Source organism: Enterobacteriaceae endosymbiont of Neohaemonia nigricornis, from assembly GCF_012571795.1.
Taxonomy (GTDB): domain Bacteria; phylum Pseudomonadota; class Gammaproteobacteria; order Enterobacterales; family Enterobacteriaceae.
The window spans coordinates 220,440-240,878 of record NZ_CP046222.1 but is presented as its reverse complement, the minus strand read 5'-3'; the positions used below and the strand labels follow the sequence as shown (position 1 = coordinate 240,878).

At 21.5% G+C, this 20,439-nt stretch carries 15 protein-coding genes; 6 read left to right on the top strand and 9 right to left on the bottom strand.

Going from position 1 to position 20,439, the window contains the following annotated elements:
- Positions 1 to 31 precede the first annotated feature (31 nt).
- From GJT85_RS01100 to dapE, 6 genes are all read left to right on the top strand, one after another.
- Positions 32 to 301, top strand: coding sequence for a BolA family protein (locus GJT85_RS01100; RefSeq protein ID WP_208754387.1), 270 nt, complete (start codon positions 32 to 34; stop codon positions 299 to 301).
- Positions 302 to 360: 59 nt separating this feature from the next.
- On the top strand, positions 361 to 1,623 hold the full coding sequence (locus GJT85_RS01095; RefSeq protein WP_208754386.1) for a trigger factor: 1,263 nt from the start codon (positions 361 to 363) through the stop codon (positions 1,621 to 1,623).
- Between the two features lie 57 nt (positions 1,624 to 1,680).
- Positions 1,681 to 2,307, top strand: coding sequence for an ATP-dependent Clp endopeptidase proteolytic subunit ClpP (gene clpP, locus GJT85_RS01090; RefSeq protein WP_208754385.1), 627 nt, complete (start codon positions 1,681 to 1,683; stop codon positions 2,305 to 2,307).
- Positions 2,308 to 2,368: 61 nt separating this feature from the next.
- The gene (gene clpX / locus GJT85_RS01085) at positions 2,369 to 3,619 is read left to right on the top strand and encodes an ATP-dependent Clp protease ATP-binding subunit ClpX (RefSeq protein ID WP_208754384.1); all 1,251 of its coding nucleotides are present in this window, start codon (positions 2,369 to 2,371) and stop codon (positions 3,617 to 3,619) included.
- Between the two features lie 80 nt (positions 3,620 to 3,699).
- On the top strand, positions 3,700 to 6,036 hold the full coding sequence (gene lon, locus GJT85_RS01080; protein ID WP_208754383.1) for an endopeptidase La: 2,337 nt from the start codon (positions 3,700 to 3,702) through the stop codon (positions 6,034 to 6,036).
- Between the two features lie 64 nt (positions 6,037 to 6,100).
- A complete protein-coding gene (dapE, locus tag GJT85_RS01075; protein WP_208754382.1) occupies positions 6,101 to 7,273 on the top strand; it encodes a succinyl-diaminopimelate desuccinylase in 1,173 nt (390 codons plus the stop codon).
- Here dapE and GJT85_RS01070 read toward each other — a convergent pair whose 3' ends face one another.
- The 9 genes from GJT85_RS01070 to GJT85_RS01030 all read right to left on the bottom strand — a co-directional run bounded on the left by GJT85_RS01070 (position 7,274) and on the right by GJT85_RS01030 (position 20,326).
- Entirely contained in the window at positions 7,274 to 8,566 is a 1,293-nt protein-coding gene (locus GJT85_RS01070) for a glycoside hydrolase family 28 protein (protein WP_208754381.1), read from the bottom strand.
- A 94-nt stretch (positions 8,567 to 8,660) separates the two neighbouring features.
- Positions 8,661 to 10,076: a dihydrolipoyl dehydrogenase gene (lpdA, locus tag GJT85_RS01065; RefSeq protein ID WP_208754380.1), complete on the bottom strand. Its 1,416-nt coding sequence runs from the start codon at positions 10,074 to 10,076 to the stop codon at positions 8,661 to 8,663.
- A 28-nt stretch (positions 10,077 to 10,104) separates the two neighbouring features.
- Positions 10,105 to 11,598 carry a 2-oxo acid dehydrogenase subunit E2 gene (locus GJT85_RS01060; RefSeq protein ID WP_208754379.1) on the bottom strand — a complete coding sequence of 498 codons (1,494 nt, stop codon included), beginning with the start codon at positions 11,596 to 11,598 and terminating at the stop codon, positions 10,105 to 10,107.
- Positions 11,599 to 11,609: 11 nt separating this feature from the next.
- Positions 11,610 to 14,258 (bottom strand): pyruvate dehydrogenase (acetyl-transferring), homodimeric type, encoded by a 2,649-nt coding sequence (aceE, locus tag GJT85_RS01055; protein ID WP_208754378.1) that lies wholly within the window; start codon positions 14,256 to 14,258, stop codon positions 11,610 to 11,612.
- A gap of 216 nt (positions 14,259 to 14,474) precedes the next feature.
- Positions 14,475 to 16,379, bottom strand: coding sequence for a DNA topoisomerase IV subunit B (gene parE / locus GJT85_RS01050; RefSeq protein WP_208754377.1), 1,905 nt, complete (start codon positions 16,377 to 16,379; stop codon positions 14,475 to 14,477).
- Between the two features lie 219 nt (positions 16,380 to 16,598).
- Positions 16,599 to 17,291: a MotA/TolQ/ExbB proton channel family protein gene (locus tag GJT85_RS01045; RefSeq protein ID WP_208754376.1), complete on the bottom strand. Its 693-nt coding sequence runs from the start codon at positions 17,289 to 17,291 to the stop codon at positions 16,599 to 16,601.
- 175 nt (positions 17,292 to 17,466) lie between these two features.
- Positions 17,467 to 17,559 (bottom strand): cytochrome bd-I oxidase subunit CydX, encoded by a 93-nt coding sequence (cydX, locus tag GJT85_RS01040; RefSeq protein WP_208754375.1) that lies wholly within the window; start codon positions 17,557 to 17,559, stop codon positions 17,467 to 17,469.
- Positions 17,560 to 17,584: 25 nt separating this feature from the next.
- Positions 17,585 to 18,733 (bottom strand): cytochrome d ubiquinol oxidase subunit II, encoded by a 1,149-nt coding sequence (gene cydB / locus GJT85_RS01035; protein ID WP_208754374.1) that lies wholly within the window; start codon positions 18,731 to 18,733, stop codon positions 17,585 to 17,587.
- 36 nt (positions 18,734 to 18,769) lie between these two features.
- Positions 18,770 to 20,326, bottom strand: coding sequence for a cytochrome ubiquinol oxidase subunit I (locus GJT85_RS01030; protein ID WP_208754373.1), 1,557 nt, complete (start codon positions 20,324 to 20,326; stop codon positions 18,770 to 18,772).
- Positions 20,327 to 20,439: the final 113 nt, after the last annotated feature.

Sequence of the window (20,439 nt, the reverse complement as noted above, 5' to 3'; positions counted from 1 at the left end):
TATATATTTATTATATAGGAATTATATACAAATGACTATTCAAAAAATCAAAGAAATATTGCAAACTAAATTAAAACCTATATATTTAAAAATTAATAATACAAGTCATAATCCAAAAAATAATATTATTACACATATACAAATTATTATTGTTTGCAAACAATTTGATAATCAAAATTTATTAAAACGACATCAATTAATATATCAAATATTAGAAAATAATATTTTAAAACAAATACATTCAATATCTTTAAATACATATTCTATATCTGAATGGAATAAAAAAAACAATTTTAATTAAAATAATAATATATTATATATTTTATTAGTATTATATTTTTTATAGAAGGATACAAGATGATGAATTTCATACCAATATATAGTAAAGAAATGAATATGACTATTATATCAAAAATAATTATGGATCATATTCAAAAAGAATTGCTAATTATATCCCAAAATAAGAATATTAAAGGTTTTCGCAAAGGTAAAGCACCTTTAAGTTTAATAACTAAATTATTTGTAAAAGATACTTATAAAAAAGTATTATATAAATTAATGAATGATATGTTTTATAAATTTATATATGAAAAAAAAATTAATATTATAGGTCAACCAAAATTTTATTATAAACTATATAAATATGGATATAATTTAACATTTAATGTTTGTTATTATCAATGTCATGAGTTTGATATACAACAATTAAATAATATGGTAATTGAAATACCTGATATTAATATTCAAGAACAAGATATAAAAAATATTATAAAACAAAATTATATAAAAAATATTACATGGTTAATATCTAGTAATAATTATGTAATTAGTATAAATGATAGAGTAACAATAGATATATATTTAAATAATAAAAACAATCTTGTCCTTAAAAATAAAAAAATTGTTTTAGATAAAGAAAATTATATTATTCAAGATTTAGAAATAGCATTAATAAATAAAAAACATAATGAAGAATTTTATTTAAATAAGATTGTATTGAATAATTATCCTAATAAAAATATATTAAATACAAAACAAAATTTTATTATTCATATTAAAAAAATTGAAATTAAAAAAGAAGTATATATATCTAAAGATATATATAATGTAAATAATCATTTTACATATAAAATATTATATAATAATACTATTAAACAATTAGAATTAATTAAAAAAAAAATTATACGTAATGCTATTTTACATAATTTTATTAAAATTTTTTTAAAAAATTTTAATAATATTACAATATCTAATAATACATTAATACAATTAAAATTACATAAAGAATACAATGAATATTGTATATTAACAAATATTTTATATCAAAAACTATTGTTAAAAAATATAAAAGAATATATTATATTTAAAATTTTTATTAATCAAATAATTATAAAAATGAATATTAAATCTAATATGAATCTAATATTAGATATGATTACTGAAGAAATTACTTATGTAAATTATATTAATCATAATATTAATAAAAAATATATAAATAATATTTTTAAAAATAAATATTTATTACAACTAATATCTATTCATACATTAGAATATCAAATTATAAATAATATAATAAAAAATATGAAAATAAAAAAAATAAAATTTAATTTTTCTAATATATAAGTAATAAAAAATATTTTTTATATATAAATTTTTTATAATATAAAAATAGGATTGAGCATGTTATATGATAATCAAAATAATAAAGTAATATCAAATTATCTTAATTTAGTTCCTATGGTTATTGAACAACATTCTAAGGGTGAAAGATCTTATGATATTTTTTCTAGATTATTAAAAGAACGTATTATTTTTTTAACAGGAACTATTGAAGATAATATGGCTAATATTATTATAGCACAAATATTATTTTTAGAATCAGAAAGTAATATTAAAGACATATATCTTTATATAAATAGCCCTGGTGGAATTATTACATCAGGAATGTCTATATATGATACTATGCAATTTGTTAAACCAGATATTAGCACAATTTGTATTGGACAAGCATGTTCTATGGCTGCTTTTATATTAGCATCTGGTAAAAAAAATAAACGTTTTTGTCTTCCTAATTCACGTGTTATGATTCATCAACCTATAGGTGGTTATAGAGGACAAGCTACTGATATAGAAATTCATACTCAAGAAATTTTAAGAATTAAAAAACATATAAATAAATTATTATCTTTACATACTGGACAAAATTTAAAAACTATTGAAAAAGATACAGATAGAGATAGATTTTTATCTGCTACGGAAGCAATGCAATATGGTTTAGTAGATAATATTATTTATCATCGTGAATAAATTGTTTATGATCGTACTAATTTGTAAAATAAAATTATTTATATAAATGAGGTTTTTTTACATGATAAATAAAAAGGATGATTTAAATAATCTATTATGTTGCTCCTTTTGTGGTAAATTTCAAAATGAAGTTAATAAATTAGTATCAGGAAATAAAGCTTATATTTGTGATAAATGTATTATATTATGTAATAATATTATTTATAAAAATAATATTAATAATAATATTATTTTTAATAAAGCATTAACACCACATAAAATTTTTCAATATCTAAATAAATATGTTATTGAACAAGAATTAGCAAAAAAAATATTATCAGTAGCTGTATATAATCATTATAAGAGATTGCAACTTTCTGATATTAAAAAACACAATAAGATAGAAATTGAAAAAAATAATGTTTTATTAATAGGTCCTACAGGCAGTGGAAAAACATTGTTAGCTAAAACATTAGCACGTTTTTTAGATGTTCCATTTGCTATTGTTGATGCTACAACATTGACAGAAGCAGGATATGTTGGAGAAGATGTAGAAAATATTATACAAAAATTATTGCAAAATGCAAATTTTAATATTGAAAAAACGCAAAAAGGTATTATTTATATTGATGAAATAGATAAGATTGCTAAAAAATCTGATAATGTATCTTTAACACGTGATGTATCTGGAGAAGGTGTTCAACAGGCTTTATTAAAGTTAATAGAAGGTACTATTGCATCTGTACCACCTCAAGGAGGTAGAAAACATCCACAACAAGAATGTATACAAGTAGATACAAAAAATATATTATTTATATGTGCTGGTTCTTTTTATGGTTTAGATAAAATAATTAGTTCACGTTCTAATGATTCATATACGTCTATAGGATTTAATATAAATAAAGGACAATATAATAAAAAATCAGAAAAATTTATTAATTATATAGATAGTGTTACATCTAATGATTTAATTAAATTTGGTTTAATTCCTGAATTTATTGGTCGTTTGCCTGTAATTGTTACATTAACGTCATTAAATAAAAATGGATTGAAAAAAGTTTTATTAGAACCTTATAATGCTCTTATTAAACAATATCAAACATTATTTCAATATGAAAATATTAGCTTAGAATTTGAAGAATTAGCTATTCAAGAAATAGTAAATAGTGCTATAAAATTAAATATAGGTGCTAGAGGATTAAAAACTATTATGGAAAAAACTTTATTAAATATAATGTATGATATTCCATCATTATTAAATGTAAATAAAGTTATAATTACTGCTAATGTTATAAAAAACTTATCAGAACCTATTATAAAATATAAAACATAAATATCATTATATAATATATTTTTTATATTATTAATTATATTTTATAATATAAAATTATTATACAATAAAGAGAGGGTTTTATGGATGTTAATCAGCCAGAACGTATTGTAATACCTGTGTTACCATTACGTGATGTGGTAGTATATCCTCATATGGTAATTCCTTTATTTATTGGTAGAAAAAAATCTATTCAATGTTTAGAAGCAGTAATGAATAATAATAAAAAAGTTATGTTAGTTGCACAAAAAGATGCTTTAAAAGATAATCCTGATTTAAATGATTTATTTTCTATTGGCACAATTACATTAATTTTACAAATGTTAAAATTACCAGATGGTACATTAAAAATTTTAGTCAAAGGATTGCAAAGAGCTAAAATTGATACATTATTAGATAATGGTAAATATTTTACAGCTAAAATTTATTATATTGATTCTCCTAAGTTAGTAGAAAAAGAAAAGATAGTATTAATGCGTACTGCAATTAATCAATTTGAGAGTTATATTAAACTAAATAATAAAATTCCGCCTGAAGTATTATCATCTTTAAAAAATATTAATAGTATAGATAAATTAGCTGATACTATAGCTTCTCATATGCCTTTAAAATTATCAGATAAACAATTAATATTAGAAATGTTTAATATCAGTGAAAGATTAGAGTATTTAATGGCTATTATAGAATCTGAAATAGATCTATTACAAGTTGAAAAAAAAATTCGTAATAGAGTAAAAAAACAGATGGAAAAAAGTCAAAGAGAATACTATTTAAATGAACAAATAAAAGCCATACAAAAAGAATTAGGTGATATGGATATTTATCCTGATGAAAATGAAATTTTAAGAAAAAAAATAGATTCAGCTAAAATGTCAAAAGAAGCTTTAGAAAAAACAATATCAGAATTACAAAAATTAAAAATGATGTCTGCAATATCGGCAGAAGCTACTGTTGTAAGAAGTTATATAGAATGGATGATACAAATACCATGGTATAAAAAAAGTAGATTAAAAAAAAATTTATTTACTGCTAAAATAACATTAGATCAAGATCATTTTGGATTAGAATATGTTAAAGAACGTATTTTAGAATATTTAGCTGTACAAAATAGGTCTAATAAAATAAAAGGGCCAATTTTATGTTTAGTAGGTCCTCCAGGAGTTGGAAAAACTTCATTAGGTAAATCTATTGCAAGAACAACTGGAAGAAAATTTATAAGAATGGCATTAGGTGGTATCCGTGATGAAGGAGAAATTAGAGGACATAGACGTACATATATAGGATCTATGCCGGGCAAAATTATTCAAAAAATCATAAAAACAGGAGTAAAAAATCCATTACTTTTATTAGATGAAATTGACAAAATTTCATATGATATGAGAGGAGATCCTGCTGCTGCGTTATTAGAAGTATTAGATCCTGAACAAAATATTTCTTTTAATGATCATTATCTAGAAGTAGATTATGATCTTTCTGATGTTATGTTTGTTGCTACATCTAATTCTATTACAAATATTCCATTACCATTATTAGATCGAATGGAAGTAATTAAATTATCTGGATATACTGAAGATGAAAAATTAAATATTGCACAAAAATATTTATTACCTAAACAATTTTATCGTAATGCACTAAAATTTACAGAATTAAATATTAAAAAAGATGCAATTATTGATATAATTAGATATTATACAAGAGAATCAGGTGTTAGAAACTTAGAAAGAGAATTAGCTTCTTTATGTAGAAAAGCTGTAAAAAAAATTTTAGTTAGTAATAATAATATTACTAGTATAGAAATTAACAAAACAAATTTAAAAAAATTTTTGGGCGTAAAAAAATTTGATTATGGAAAAGCCGAAAATATAAATTGTATAGGGCAAGTTATTGGTTTGGCTTGGACAGAAGTTGGTGGTGATTTATTAACTATTGAAACTTCATGTATACCTGGCAAAGGGAAACTAACATATACAGGTTCTTTGGGAAAAGTAATGCAAGAGTCTATACAAGCTGCTTTAACAGTAGTTAGAGCACATACTTTATTATTAGGTATTAATAATAATTTTTATAAAGAAATTGATATTCATGTACATGTACCTGAAGGTGCTACTCCTAAAGATGGTCCTAGCGCAGGAATAGCTGTTTGTACGGCTTTAGCATCAAGTTTAAGTAATAATCCTGTAAAAGCTAATATTGCTATGACTGGTGAAATTACTTTACGAGGTCAAATATTACCTATAGGTGGGTTAAAAGAGAAATTATTAGCAGCTCATAGAGGTGGAATAAATATTGTGTTAATACCATATCAAAATAAAAGAGATTTAGAAGATATACCTAAAAATATTGTTACTGATTTAAAAATTTATCCAGTTAATAAAATTGAAGAAGTTTGGCAATTATCTTTATTAAATAAACTATGTTAATTATTTTTTATGAAATATGAATTTCATAAAAAATAACGTTAACATTTAATAAAACTTAAAATATATGTTAAAAGAAATTATATCATTTACACAAAAAATTATTCAATGTCCTTCTATTAGTCCTAATGATGCTGGGTGTCAAACATTATTAATAAAATTTTTAAAACAATTAGGTTTTTTTATTGATATTATTAATATCAATAATACCAAAAATTTTTGGGCATATCATAGTTGTAATTATATTAAAAATATTACACCAACATTAGTTTTTGCAGGACATACAGATGTTGTTACTCCAGGTAATATAACATCATGGAAATATCATCCATTTAAAGCAACTATTAATAATAATATTTTATATGGTCGTGGTGCATGTGATATGAAAGGTGCTTTAGCTGCAATGATATTTGCAGCTAAATTATTTATCCTAACAAATAAAGTTTATCATGGTAAAATAGCATTTTTAATTACTTCTGATGAAGAAGGAACAGCAGAAGATGGTACAATAAAAGTTATAAAAAAATTAATATCTCAAAAAGAAATTATTGATTACTGTATATTAGGAGAACCAACTAGCTATAAAATTATAGGTGATAATATTAAAAATGGCAGGAGAGGTTCTTTAAATATTTTTTTAAAAATTAATGGTGTACAAGGACATGTAGCATATCATAAACTTGCTATTAATCCTATACATATTACTATACCATTTTTACAAGAATTACTAAATATTATATGGGAAAAAAATAATTTATTTTTACCTAATACTAGTATGCAAATTACTAATATTATTTCTGCTATACAAAATAATACTAATATTATTCCTAATAATATTAACATACAAATAAATTTTCGTTATACACATAATATACATTATTCTTATATAATAGATAAAATTAATAATATTATTAAAAAATATATTACTACTTATGATTTAGATTGGTTTTTATCTGGTAAACCTTTTATAAGTACATATAATGACATTAATCATTATAATAAAAGAAATTTAGTAAATATAGTTAAACATAATATTAAATTAATTAATAAAATTACTCCATCATTAATTAATGATGGCGGAACTTCTGATGGACGATTTATTATAAAAACAAAAGCACAAATAGTAGAATTAGGATTAAAAAATTCTACTATACATAAAATTAACGAATGTGTTAATATTAATGATATCTATGTTTTATACAAAATATATTATAATATTATACAAGATATATTATTATAATTATAAAAATTTTACATTATTAAAATTAATTAAATTATCTTTATTAAAAATCTGAATTTTAGAAGGATATTTAATATTTTTAAAAATACTATTTTGCAAAAAAATATTATTAATAAATGAATGTATAAAAGAATTTATATCTATAACTCTGTAACATAAGTTTATATAAATATTATTTATATATATATTATATATTTTTGGTAAATATGTTCCATTTTGTCCTTCATCATATAATAAATTAATATTTAAAAAACTAGATTTAATACATTGAATATTAATATCTGTTATATATATATTATTTATAATACCACCACGTACAGCATTATTTTTAATTCTTAAAAAAGATTGTAATTGTTCACCAATGGTTTTGCAATTTCTTATAAAAATATTATTTATTCCACCAGTACATTCACTACCTAAAACAATTGCCCCATGTCCTTTATTCATTAAACAATTTTGTATAATAATATTTTTTGAAGCTATATTAATTTTTCTACCATCACTATTTTTACCTGATTTAATAGCAATACAATCATCTCCTGTATTAAAATAACAATTATCAATTAAAACATTACTACAAGATTCTGGATTGCAACCGTCATTATTAGGACCTATACTATTAATAGTCACATTATTGATGTAAATATTATTACTTAATAATGGATGTATTTCCCACATAGGAGAATTAATAATAGTTATTCCTGTAATTAAAATATTAGAACATAAATATAATTGTATAAAATTAGGTCTAAGAAAATGATTATATCCAAAAATTCTTTTATTAATTGGAATATTATTTTCCATCATGTGAATTAATAATTTTACATCTTTATCTTGTAAAGTTGTATTATCAATATTTTTTTTCCAAGACCACCAATTATATAAACTAGCTTGTCCATCTAATGTTCCATATCCTGTAATAGCTATATTTGTTTGATTATATGCATAAATTAAAGGAGTATAATTAATACAATCTATACCTTCCCATCTAGTTAAAACATTAAAATATTTTTTAGGATCAGTAAAAAATTTTATAATAGTATTTGCACATAAAAATAAATTTACATTACTTTTAAGATGTATAGGCCCACAATAAAACTCTCCATCAGGAATAATAACTGTACCACCACCATTATTATGGCAATCGATTATGGCAGAATTAATGACTTGTGAAATATCAATATAATTATTTGATATTTTATCAAAATATGTTTTAAGATAAAATTTTTGTTTTTTAAAAACAGGAATATTAATATTATTTAATATTAAATTAAATTTTTTATAATTAAACATATATTTTAATATCTATTTAATTAATAAAATTTATTATAATAATTAATAAATAATTATCATTTGATATATATCATTAAATATTAATAAATAATATTTATTTAGTAATATTTAAAATATCTGTAATAGAACCTGTTAATATTTCTGCAGCCAATCCGATTGATTCATATAATGTAGGATGTGCATGAATTGTTAATGCTATATCTTCTATATCACATCCCATTTCAATAGCTAAACTAATTTCTCCTAATAATTCTCCTGCATTAGGTCCTATAACACATCCTCCAATAATTCTATTAGAACATTTTTCTATAATTAATTTAGTTAAACCATATTCAGCATTACTTGTCATTGCTCTACCTAAAGCATTCCATGGGAAACATGATGTTTTATATACTATATTATCTATTTTAGCTTGTTTTTCTGTTATTCCTACCCAACCAATTTCTGGATTAGTATATGCTATTGATGGTATAATTTTTGGAATAAAATAATGTTTTTTACCAGCAATTACTTCTGCTGCTAAATGACCTTCATGCATACCTTTATGTGCTAAAAGAGGAGGTCCTATAACATCACCAATAGCATATATATTAGGAATATTAGTTCTCATTTGATTATCCACACAAATAAAGTTTTTATGATTCATTTTTATTTTATTAAAATCTTGATTAATATAATTAGAATTTGGTATTCTACCTATAGCTACTAAAATAATGTCATACGATTTAGAATATATAGATTGTTGATTATCACTAGTCATATGTACTTGTAATATATCTTTTGTGTTATCTATAGATATAATTTGTGTGTTTAATAATACAGTAAATTTTTGTTGAATACATTTTTTATAAACATTAATAATATCTTGATCAATTTCTGGTAATAAATCCTTTGATATTTCTACAACATCTATTTTAGATCCTAAAGTATTATAAATAGTAGCCATTTCTAATCCAATAATTCCTGCTCCTAAAATTAACATTTTTTTAGGTATAGTTTTTAACATTAATGCATCTGTTGAATTCCATATACGTTTATCATTAGGAATTATTGGTAATGTATTTGATCTAGAACCAGTAGCAATAATTGCATTTTTAAAAAAAATCTGTTTAATATTATTATTATTATTGATTTCTATAATATTTTCTGTAATGAATTTTGCCGTACCATTTATAATATTTATATTTCTTTTTTTTGCTAAAAAATTTAGACCATTAATTAATTTATTTATTATATTCTTTTTCCATAATAATATGTTTTGTATGTTTAATTCAATTTTATTATTAAAAATACCTTGTTTATTACATATATTATTTTCTTCAATAATATTAGAAATATGTAATAAAGATTTAGACGGAATACATCCTACATTTAAACATACTCCACCTAAATTATTATACTTTTCTATAATTGTTGTTTTCATACCTAAATCACTACAACGAAAAGCAGCAGAATATCCTGCTGGTCCACCACCAATAACAACTACTTCTGTATTTATTTGTTTATTCATAAAAAGTTTCTATAATTAAGTTTAATAATTAATTGTACATTAATATATTTCTAATATCATGTATTAAATTACAAATATAATTTAAAAAAATAATTCCATCTACACCATTTATTACTCGATGATCATAAGATAAAGATAATGGCAACATTAATTTAGGAATAAATTTTTGACTATCCCATACAGGTTTAATAATAGACTGTGATATACCTAAAATAGCAACTTCTGGAGCATTAATTATAGGAGTAAAAAAATTACTACGTATACCACCTAGATTAGATATAGTAAAACATCCACCTTGCATATTTTTTGGTATGAGTTGTTTTTTTTGTGCTTTTTGTGATAAAAGAATTATTTCTTGCGCAATATCGATAATACTTTTATTAAGAACATCAAATATTACTGGAACCATTAAACCTTGTTTAGTATTAATAGCAATACCTATATTATAGTACTTTTTAATAATTAACGTTTCTTTATCTAACAAAGATGAATTAAAATATGGATATTTTTTTAAAGCATATGCACATATTTTTATAATAAAACTCAATAATGTAAGTTTAACATTACTATTAGTATTTTGAAATTCTTTATTTTTTTCAACACGAAATTTTTCTAATTGTGTAATATCAACTTCTATATGCTGTGTAACATGCGGAATATTTTTCCAGTTATTTGTAAGATTTACACTAGTAATTTTTTGTATATGATTTAAATATATTTTTTCTATATTACCATATTGTTTATAATTATTGATATTTGCATGTAATTCACTAACATTATTAATATCTGTTTTTTGTGTACTAAACTTTAAAATATCCTCTTTAGTAATTCTATTTTTATTACCACTACCCTTAACTTCTGATAGATCAATTTTAAATTCCCGTGCCATTTTTCTTATAATAGGAGTTGCATTAAAATATTGTTCTTGATTATATAAAGTATTTGTTTTAATAATATTATTTGTTTTAATAAATGATGTTTGATTATTAGTTATATTATTATTTATAGTATTTATAGATAAAACAATTATAATATCATTTGTATGAATGATATCATTAATTTTAATATTTATTTTTTTAACATATCCAGCATATAAAGATGCAATTTCAATTGTATGATTGTCGTTATATATAATAATTAATGATTGATTTTTATTAATTGTACTATTTTTTTGCACTAAAATTTGTTTTACTACCATACTTTTAGTGCCTATATCGGGAACTAAAATATTTTGAGAAAATATTTTATTAATATTTTCTTCTTGTATTTTATGTGTTGTATTTTTAGTATTATTATCTTTAATAGTTAATATTAAACTATCTGTATGTACTATATCTCCTACAGATACTAAAATTTTTTGTATTATTCCAGAATAATTAGTAGGAATTTCCATAGAAGTTTTATCACTTTCTACAATAATAATACTCTGATCTTTAGTTATAAATTCTCCTTCTTTAACTAAAATATCAGTAACCTTCATGTCTTCATTGCCTATATCAGGAAGTATTATATTTTTATTCATATTATTCCTTTTTAGGAGCTTCGAGGATTATTTTTATTTATATCAATATTATATTTTTTTATAAAATGCATAATAATATTATTATTAATAATATTTAAATCTAATAGAATATTAAGTACTGCTAATGTTATATAAGGAAAACTAATTTCAAAAAAATCACGTAAATTTTGTCTACTATCTGAACGTCCAAAACCATCTGTGCCTAAAACAAAATAATTATTTGTAGGAATATATTTCCTAATTTGTTCAGCAAAAATTTTCATATAATCTGTAGTAGCAATAGTAGGACAATTCTTCATAATTTGTGTTATATAAGGTATACGACGTTTGTTCATAGGATGTAACATATTCCAACGATCACAATCTTGTCCATTACGTGCAATTTCAGTAAACGAAGTTACGCTAAAAATATCTGAACTAATATCATACTCTTGATATAATATTTTTCCTGCTTGTATTACATGTTTTAGTATAGAACCAGAACCAAGTAATTGTACACAACATTTTTTCCCTGGTATATTACGTAATTTGTAAATACCTTTACATATACCATACTCTACTCCTGTAGGTATAATATTAGGCATTTTATAATTTTCATTAGTAGTGGTAATATAAAAATATATATTTTCTTGCTTTTCTCCATACATTCTATGTAAACCATTATATATAATGATTGCTAATTCGTATGCATAAGCAGGATCATAAGAAATACAATTTGGAACTGTTAAAGATTGAATATGACTATGTCCATCTGCATGTTGTAATCCTTCACCATTAAGAGTAGTTCTGCCAGATGTAGCACCTATTAAAAAGCCTCTTGCTTGTTGATCACCTGCTGCCCAACAAAAATCACCAATTCTTTGAAAACCAAAAATAGAATAATAAATATAAAAAGGTATCATAATTAAATTATTTGTAGAATATGATGTTGCTGCAGCTAACCAAGAGGCAAAAGCACCAGATTCATTAATACCTTCTTGTAATATTTGTCCTTTTTTATCTTCTTTATAGTAAGCCAATAATGCTTTATCTTGTGGTGTATAATTTAATCCATTAGAATTATATATGCCAATTTGTCTAAACAATCCTTCCATACCAAATGTGCGTGCTTCATCAGCAATAATAGGTACTATTTTATTTTTTAAATTTATGTTTCTTAAAAGTAAACCTAAAATTTTCACAAATGCTTTTGTCGTGGATATATAATTGTGTTGTGTATTAAATAATACACTAAAATCTGATAATTTAGGTAAAATAATTTTATCCGTAACATGATTTCTACGATATGGTATATAACCACCTAATTTTTTACGTTGATCATGTAAATATTGATATTCTATAGATTTTTTTGCAAAAGAAATATAAGGTAATTTACATAAATCATTATCACTAATATTTAGTGATAAACGATCACGTATATTTTTTAAAGTTTTAATATCAATATTTTTAATTTGATGCGCAATATTTTTACCTTCAGCTATTTCTCCTAATCCATAACCCTTGATAGTATGCATTAAAATAACTGTAGGTTTATTTTTTGTTTTATAAGCCAAATTTAATGCAGCATATATTTTTTTAGAATCATGACCTCCATAGTTTAATTGTTCAATTTCTTTATCAGTTAAATGTTCAACCAATTTTAAAGTTTCTGGATATTTACCAAAAAAATGTTTTCTAATATAATTACCATTTTTTGATTTAAAATTTTGAAAATCTCCATCTAATGTTTCATTAAATAAATGAATTAATTTTTTACTATTATCTTGAGATATCAATTGTTCCCATCGATTGCCCCAAATAACTTTAATAACAGACCATCCTGCACCATTAAAAAATGAAGCCAATTCATTAATTATTTTACCATTACCATATACTGGTCCATCGAGTCTTTGTAAATTACAATTAATAATAAAAATTAAATTATCTAATTTTTCTCTTGCTGCAATATTAATTACCCCTTTAGATTCTGGTTCATCCATTTCACCATCACCTAAAAATGCAAAAATTTTACGTGTAGACGTATCTTGTAATTCTCTATTATGCAAATATTTTAAAAATTTAGCTTGATATATAGCTGATATTGGACCCAACCCCATAGATACAGTAGGAAATTGCCAGAAATTTGGCATAAGTTTAGGATGTGGATAAGATGATAATCCTTTGCCGCATATCTCTTGACGAAAATTATCCAAATTTTTTACAGTTAATCTATTTTCTAAAAAAGATCTTGCATAAATACCTGGAGATATATGTCCTTGAAAATAAATAATATCTCCATGATTATATTTATTTATAGCTTGAAAAAAATGATTAAAACATACTTCATAAATATGAGCTGAAGATTGATATGATGAAATATGACCACCTAAATCTAATTTTTTTTTATAAGCTCTTAATACTATCATTATTGCATTCCAACGTATAGTATTTCTGATTTTTTTTTCAATAATTATATTACCTGGATATATTGGTTCTTGCACTAATGATATAGTATTAATATAGTCATTTCGACTATTAACATCATAATTTATATAATTTTTTATTTTATCTAATAAAAATTTTGCTCTATTTATACCTTCTTCTTTAATAACATATTTAATAGATTGTATCCAATCATTAGTTTCAATTGGATCCACGTCATTATATTTTTCATCTGACATGGCATATATTCCTTATTTGTAATATTATTCATATAATATTATGTTTAAAAAATTTTCATTATATATTTAGTATATAATTTATAAAAAAATACTTTATTTTGATTTATTGATTGATTAATTTATTATAATTATAATAGATAAGTTTATTAAAAATTGTAATAATTTTAATTACATTTTAAAAATTATAATTTTAGTAGTGTTATTATTAAAATTTTACTAAATATTAGTAATATCTCCTTTTTGTTGTAACCATTTACGGCGATCCTCTGATCTTTTTTTAGATAGCAACATATCCATAATAGATAATGCTTTCTTAATATCTAAATTATTATTATGAATTACTAATTGTACTAGTTTTCTAGTATTAGGATTAAATGTTGTTTCTCTTAATTGTTTTGGATTCATTTCTCCTAAACCTTTAAAACGTTGTACATTAATGCTATCTTGCTTATATTTAGAAGCATACTTATTTAAAATTAATAATTTCTCATTTTCGTCTAAAGCATAAAAAATATGTTTACCCAAATCTATACGATATAAAGGTGGCATAGCAACATAAATATTACCATTTGTAACTAATGGGAAAAAATGTTTAATAAATAAAGCACATAATAAAGTAGCAATATGTAAACCATCAGAATCTGCATCTGCTAAAATACAAATTTTATGATATCTTAATTTTTTTAGATTATCATTATTAGGATATACACCTATTGCTAATATAATGTCATATATTTCTTGTGAACATAAAATTTCTTCAGAATTAATTTCCCATGTATTCAAAATTTTACCTTTTAAAGGCATAACAGCTTGATAATTTTTATCTCTTGCTTGTTTAGCAGAACCACCAGCAGAATCTCCTTCTACTAGAAATAATTCTGTTTTTTTAGGATTTTTAATAATACAATCTGCTAATTTACCTGGTAAAAGTGAACTTATATAATTTTTTTTCTTTATAATTTTTTTAGATTCTCGAATACGTTTTTGTGCGTTTGCTATTACCATATCAGCAATACATATACCAATCTTAATATTCTTATTTAACCATAAAATAAAAGCATCTCTTACTATATGAGATACAAATACTGTACATTGTCTAGAAGATAGACGTTCTTTAGTTTGTCCTGTAAATTGTGGATCTTGTATTTTTATAGATAATACATATGAACAATCATTCCAAACATCATCACCAGATAATTTAAGATTTTTAGGTAAAATATTATGACAGTTACAAAAATTTTTTATGGCATCTAATAGTCCAAGTCTTAACCCATTAACATGAGTTCCGCCATTAGTTGTTGGAATTAAATTTACATAACTTTCTGTAATAATAGTATTATTACTATTAGTTATCCAAAATAAAGCCCAACTAATATGTTTGGTTTTACTAATATAGTCACCTGTAAATGGTTCTTTAGGTATAGAATTAAAATTTTTTGAAGAGTTTATTAAATAATCACATAATCCATATTTATAATGCCAAGAATAATAATCTTTTGTATTTTTATTTTTAAAACTAACCGTTAACCCTGAACATAATATTGCTTTTGCCTTTAATAAATTAATTAGATGTGATACTAAAAAAGTAGAATGTTCAAAAAAATGTTCATTAGGCCAAAATCTAATTTTAGTTCCCGTATAATTAATATTATTATTAATAATACTTAAATCCTTAACTTTACATCCATTTTCAAAAATAATATGATATGTTTTTTTATTTCTAAAAATACTAACTTCCATTCTTTTAGATAAAGCATTTACTACAGAAATACCTACACCATGTAATCCTCCTGAAAATTGATAAGTTTTATTAGAAAATTTTCCTCCTGCATGTAAACGACATAAAATTAATTCAATTGCAGGTATGCCTTCTTGAGGATGTATATCAATAGGCATACCCCTACCATCATCAATAATTTCTAATGATTGATCTTTATATAAAATAACTTCAATATTTTTTGCATATCCAGCTAATGCTTCATCTACACTATTATCTATTACTTCTTGACCCAAATGGTTTGGTCTTGTTAGATCAGTATACATTCCTGGTCTACGTTTAACTGGATCTAATCCTTCTAAAACTTCTATTGCATCAGCATTATATTGATTTAAATGATTCATTATTTATTAAATAAATAGCAATTTTAATACGTTAAATATAAAAGAAATATATTGTTAGTCAATTATTATTTATAATAATTTATATTTTTTAGAAAACAAAACATATTATTTATGTAATAAAACACATTATAATGTTAAAATTACAAATTTTATATGATTAAATTAATTTATTAAAATATTTTTATTTATTTTAATAATAAAATAAAATAAATTATAATTTTACTTATTATAATTTATAAATGTTTTTTTTAAAAAAATTTTTTTATAAAAAATAGATAATATTTCTTGTGTAAAATTATTATATTTTAATATTATATGTTCAATATATTGATTAATAATTTTATAATTTATTAAAGTAATAATTTTAACAATTAAACTCATAATAATCATTACTATTATGGTAATTAAATTAGGTAATAAATTATATAATAATATTTTAAATTTTAAATTTATAAGAAATTTTATTATATAAAATAAAATATAAACATTGCCAAGTGATATAATATATTGACTTATAAGATAAATAATATTTAAATATATCATATAGGAATTTAGTAACAAAAATTCTTTTTTTATACACAAATTAATTGCTGTTTTTGTATCTTTTATAATAATTTCAGGAATATTTGTTATATAATTATAAGTGTATATAAATTTTTTAAAACCTTTATAAAAAATTTTTTCAATACCAAATATATCATCCTTTTTTAATTGTATTTCTTTATATATATTAGATATATCATTACCAGACCAAATTTTTTTTTTAAAATTTGTTAATAGATATAATGTTTTATTTATTAATAAATATTTTTGTATAATAATAAATAATGAAATAATAAACATTATTATTAATATTAATAATATTAATTTTATAATTAGTACAGATTTCCATAACATATCTATGATATTCATAAATAATCGTTAATTTGTTTATTAAAAGTTAGTATTTAGTTATTAATTATTGAATTTTATGTATAACCAACATAAAATTTTATATAATAATACTAATTATGATAATATATTATTTATTATATAATATTTTTTTATTTTTTAATAAAAATTAAATATTATTTTTATTTAATATAAATTATGTAATACTATTATATTCTTTTACTAAAGATATAATTATAGTAAAACTACATGCAAATAACATTCCAATAACCCATGTAAAATACCACATATTAATTTATACTCCTATGATTTTTTTAATAAAAATTATTAGGATTTTTATTTATTTGTTCTATTGTTATTTTATAAAACATTTGTTTATAACACCAAAATGTATATAATACAATAATTGGCACAAAAATTAGTGCTGTATATAACATTATATTTAATGTTAATTGACTAGATGTTGCATTCCATGCTGTAAGAGTATGATTTATATAATTACTATTAGGTATAATAAAAGGAAATGTTGTCATAGCTATAGTAGATATAGCACTAATTGTATAAAAGATAGAACAAATAAATGCACAAATATCTTTATTATATATAGAAAATAATATAGTACATATAATACTTAATATACCTAATATAGGTATAATGAATAATTGTGGGTAATATAAAAAATTATTTATCCACATACCATAACCATATATAATATCAGAAATTAACATAGGTAGTTTATGCATTGTATAAATACTTATAATATTATTAAGTTTATATCCTTTTATATAAAATATAATATTAATAAAAGATATTATTGAAAAAAATAATAATAATATAGATATTATAGGTATAATAATACTTAATTTATTATTAATATTTTTATTATTAATTCTAATTTGTAAATAATTTGATGCTTGATTAAGCATAAGTAAAGTCAAAGTTATAATAATAATTATATTAAAAGAACTAAATAATGTTAACACATCATAATTTGAGTAAATATGATAATATCTATCAAAATAATAAGGTATACCTTGTAAAATACATCCTAAAATAATTCCTAAAGAAATAGGTGGTATTAAACTACCTATTGAAATAAATATATCACATATTTTTTCCCATAATATATTAGATAATTTAGATCGATATTCAAAACCTATTGGTCTTAAAAATAAAGCAAATAATAATATAAATATAATTATATAAAAACTAGAAAATAAAGTAGCATAAACATTTGGCCATGCTGCAAATATAGCACCTGCTGTAGTAATTAACCAAACTTGATTACCATCCCAATGCGGTGCAATAGTATTAATAATTATTTTTCTTTCAGATTTGTGTCTTCCTATAATAAATAATAAAATTCCTACTCCCATATCTAATCCATCAGTAATAATAAAACCTGTAATCAAAATGATTATTAAAATATACCAAGTTAGACGTAAAAAATCATAATTAAACATATTTCAATTAACCTATTTTATTTCTATTTTTAAATATTATTGTATATTTTTTTTTTCAAAAAAATATCTTCCAGTTTTTAAAATACTTGGTCCTATATAAGCAATTTTATATATAAAATATAATTCTATTATAAATAATATTGTATAAATTATCATAAGAATAATTATTGAAAATAATATTTCTATTATATTAATTGAAGATGCAGCTATAAATGTAGGTAAGATTTCACCAATAGCCCAGGGTTGTCTACCATATTCTGCAACAAACCATCCTGATTCAGAAGCTATCCATGGTAATGGTATAATATAAGTACAAAATTTTAATAAATAGTTTTTTTTATCAATAGTATTTCTTATACTATAAAAAAATACTAATATAATTGTAACTAATAAAATTATACTAATTAAAACCATAATACGAAAAGCAAAAAATAATGGTGTAATTAATGGAATGGAATCTTTTGCAATTTGTCTAATATCTTTATAATTTATTTTATTTAAATCATGATAATTATATTGTTTAATTAAAAAACCATATCCTAAATCATTTTTATACATATTTAACGTTTTTATATAATTAGGATTAGTGTTACCACTTTTTATTTTTTCTAAAGCTATTAAAGCTTTTAAGCCATTTTGAATTCTTAATTCATAATTTGTAATTAAATCTTTGATCCCTAATATAGGTGTATTTATTGATCTAGTTGCTAATATTCCCAATACATATGGAATAGATATAGAATATTTATTAGTTTGAGTTTTTTGATTAGGAATACTAAATATTGTAAATGATGCAGGTGGTTTTTGTGTTGTCCATTCTGCTTCAATTGCAGCCAATTTTATTTTTTGAATATCACCTATTTGATAACCAGATTCATCTCCTAAAACAATAACAGAAATAATAGAAGCTAATCCAAAACTAGATGCAATAATTATAGATTTTTTAGCAAAAATTATATCTCTTTTTTGTGATAAATAATATGTACTAATACCAATAACAAAAATAGCAGCAGTAGTATATCCAGCAGATATTGTATGTACAAATTTTACTTGTGCAACTGGATTAAATATTAAATGCCATAAATTATCCATTTCCATTCTCATGGTATGATAATTAAAATGTGCAGCAATTGGATTTTGCATCCAGCCATTTGCTATTAAAATCCATAACGCAGATAAATTAGAACCTATAGCTACCAACCACGTTACGATTAAATGTTTAATTTTACTTAATCGTTCCCAACCTAAAAAAAATAAACCTACAAACGTAGATTCTAAAAAAAACGCCATTAACCCTTCTATAGCTAATGGTGCCCCAAATATATCACCTACATAGTGTGAATAATAAGACCAATTTGTTCCAAATTGGAATTCCATAGTTAAACCAGTAGCGACTCCTAATGCAAAATTTATACCAAATAATTTACTCCAAAATTTAGTCATATCTTTATATATTACTTTACCAGATAAAACATATAATGTTTCCATAATAGCTAATATAAAAGACATTCCTAATGTTAAAGGCACAAAAATAAAATGATACATTGCTGTTAATGCAAATTGTAGTCTTGATAAACAAACAACATTTAACATTATTAATACCTAGTTTTGTAATTTTAATTTTAAAAATCATAATATATTATATTATGAATAATATAACTAAATTTATTATTTTATTATTAAAATAATATTTATTATTATATAAT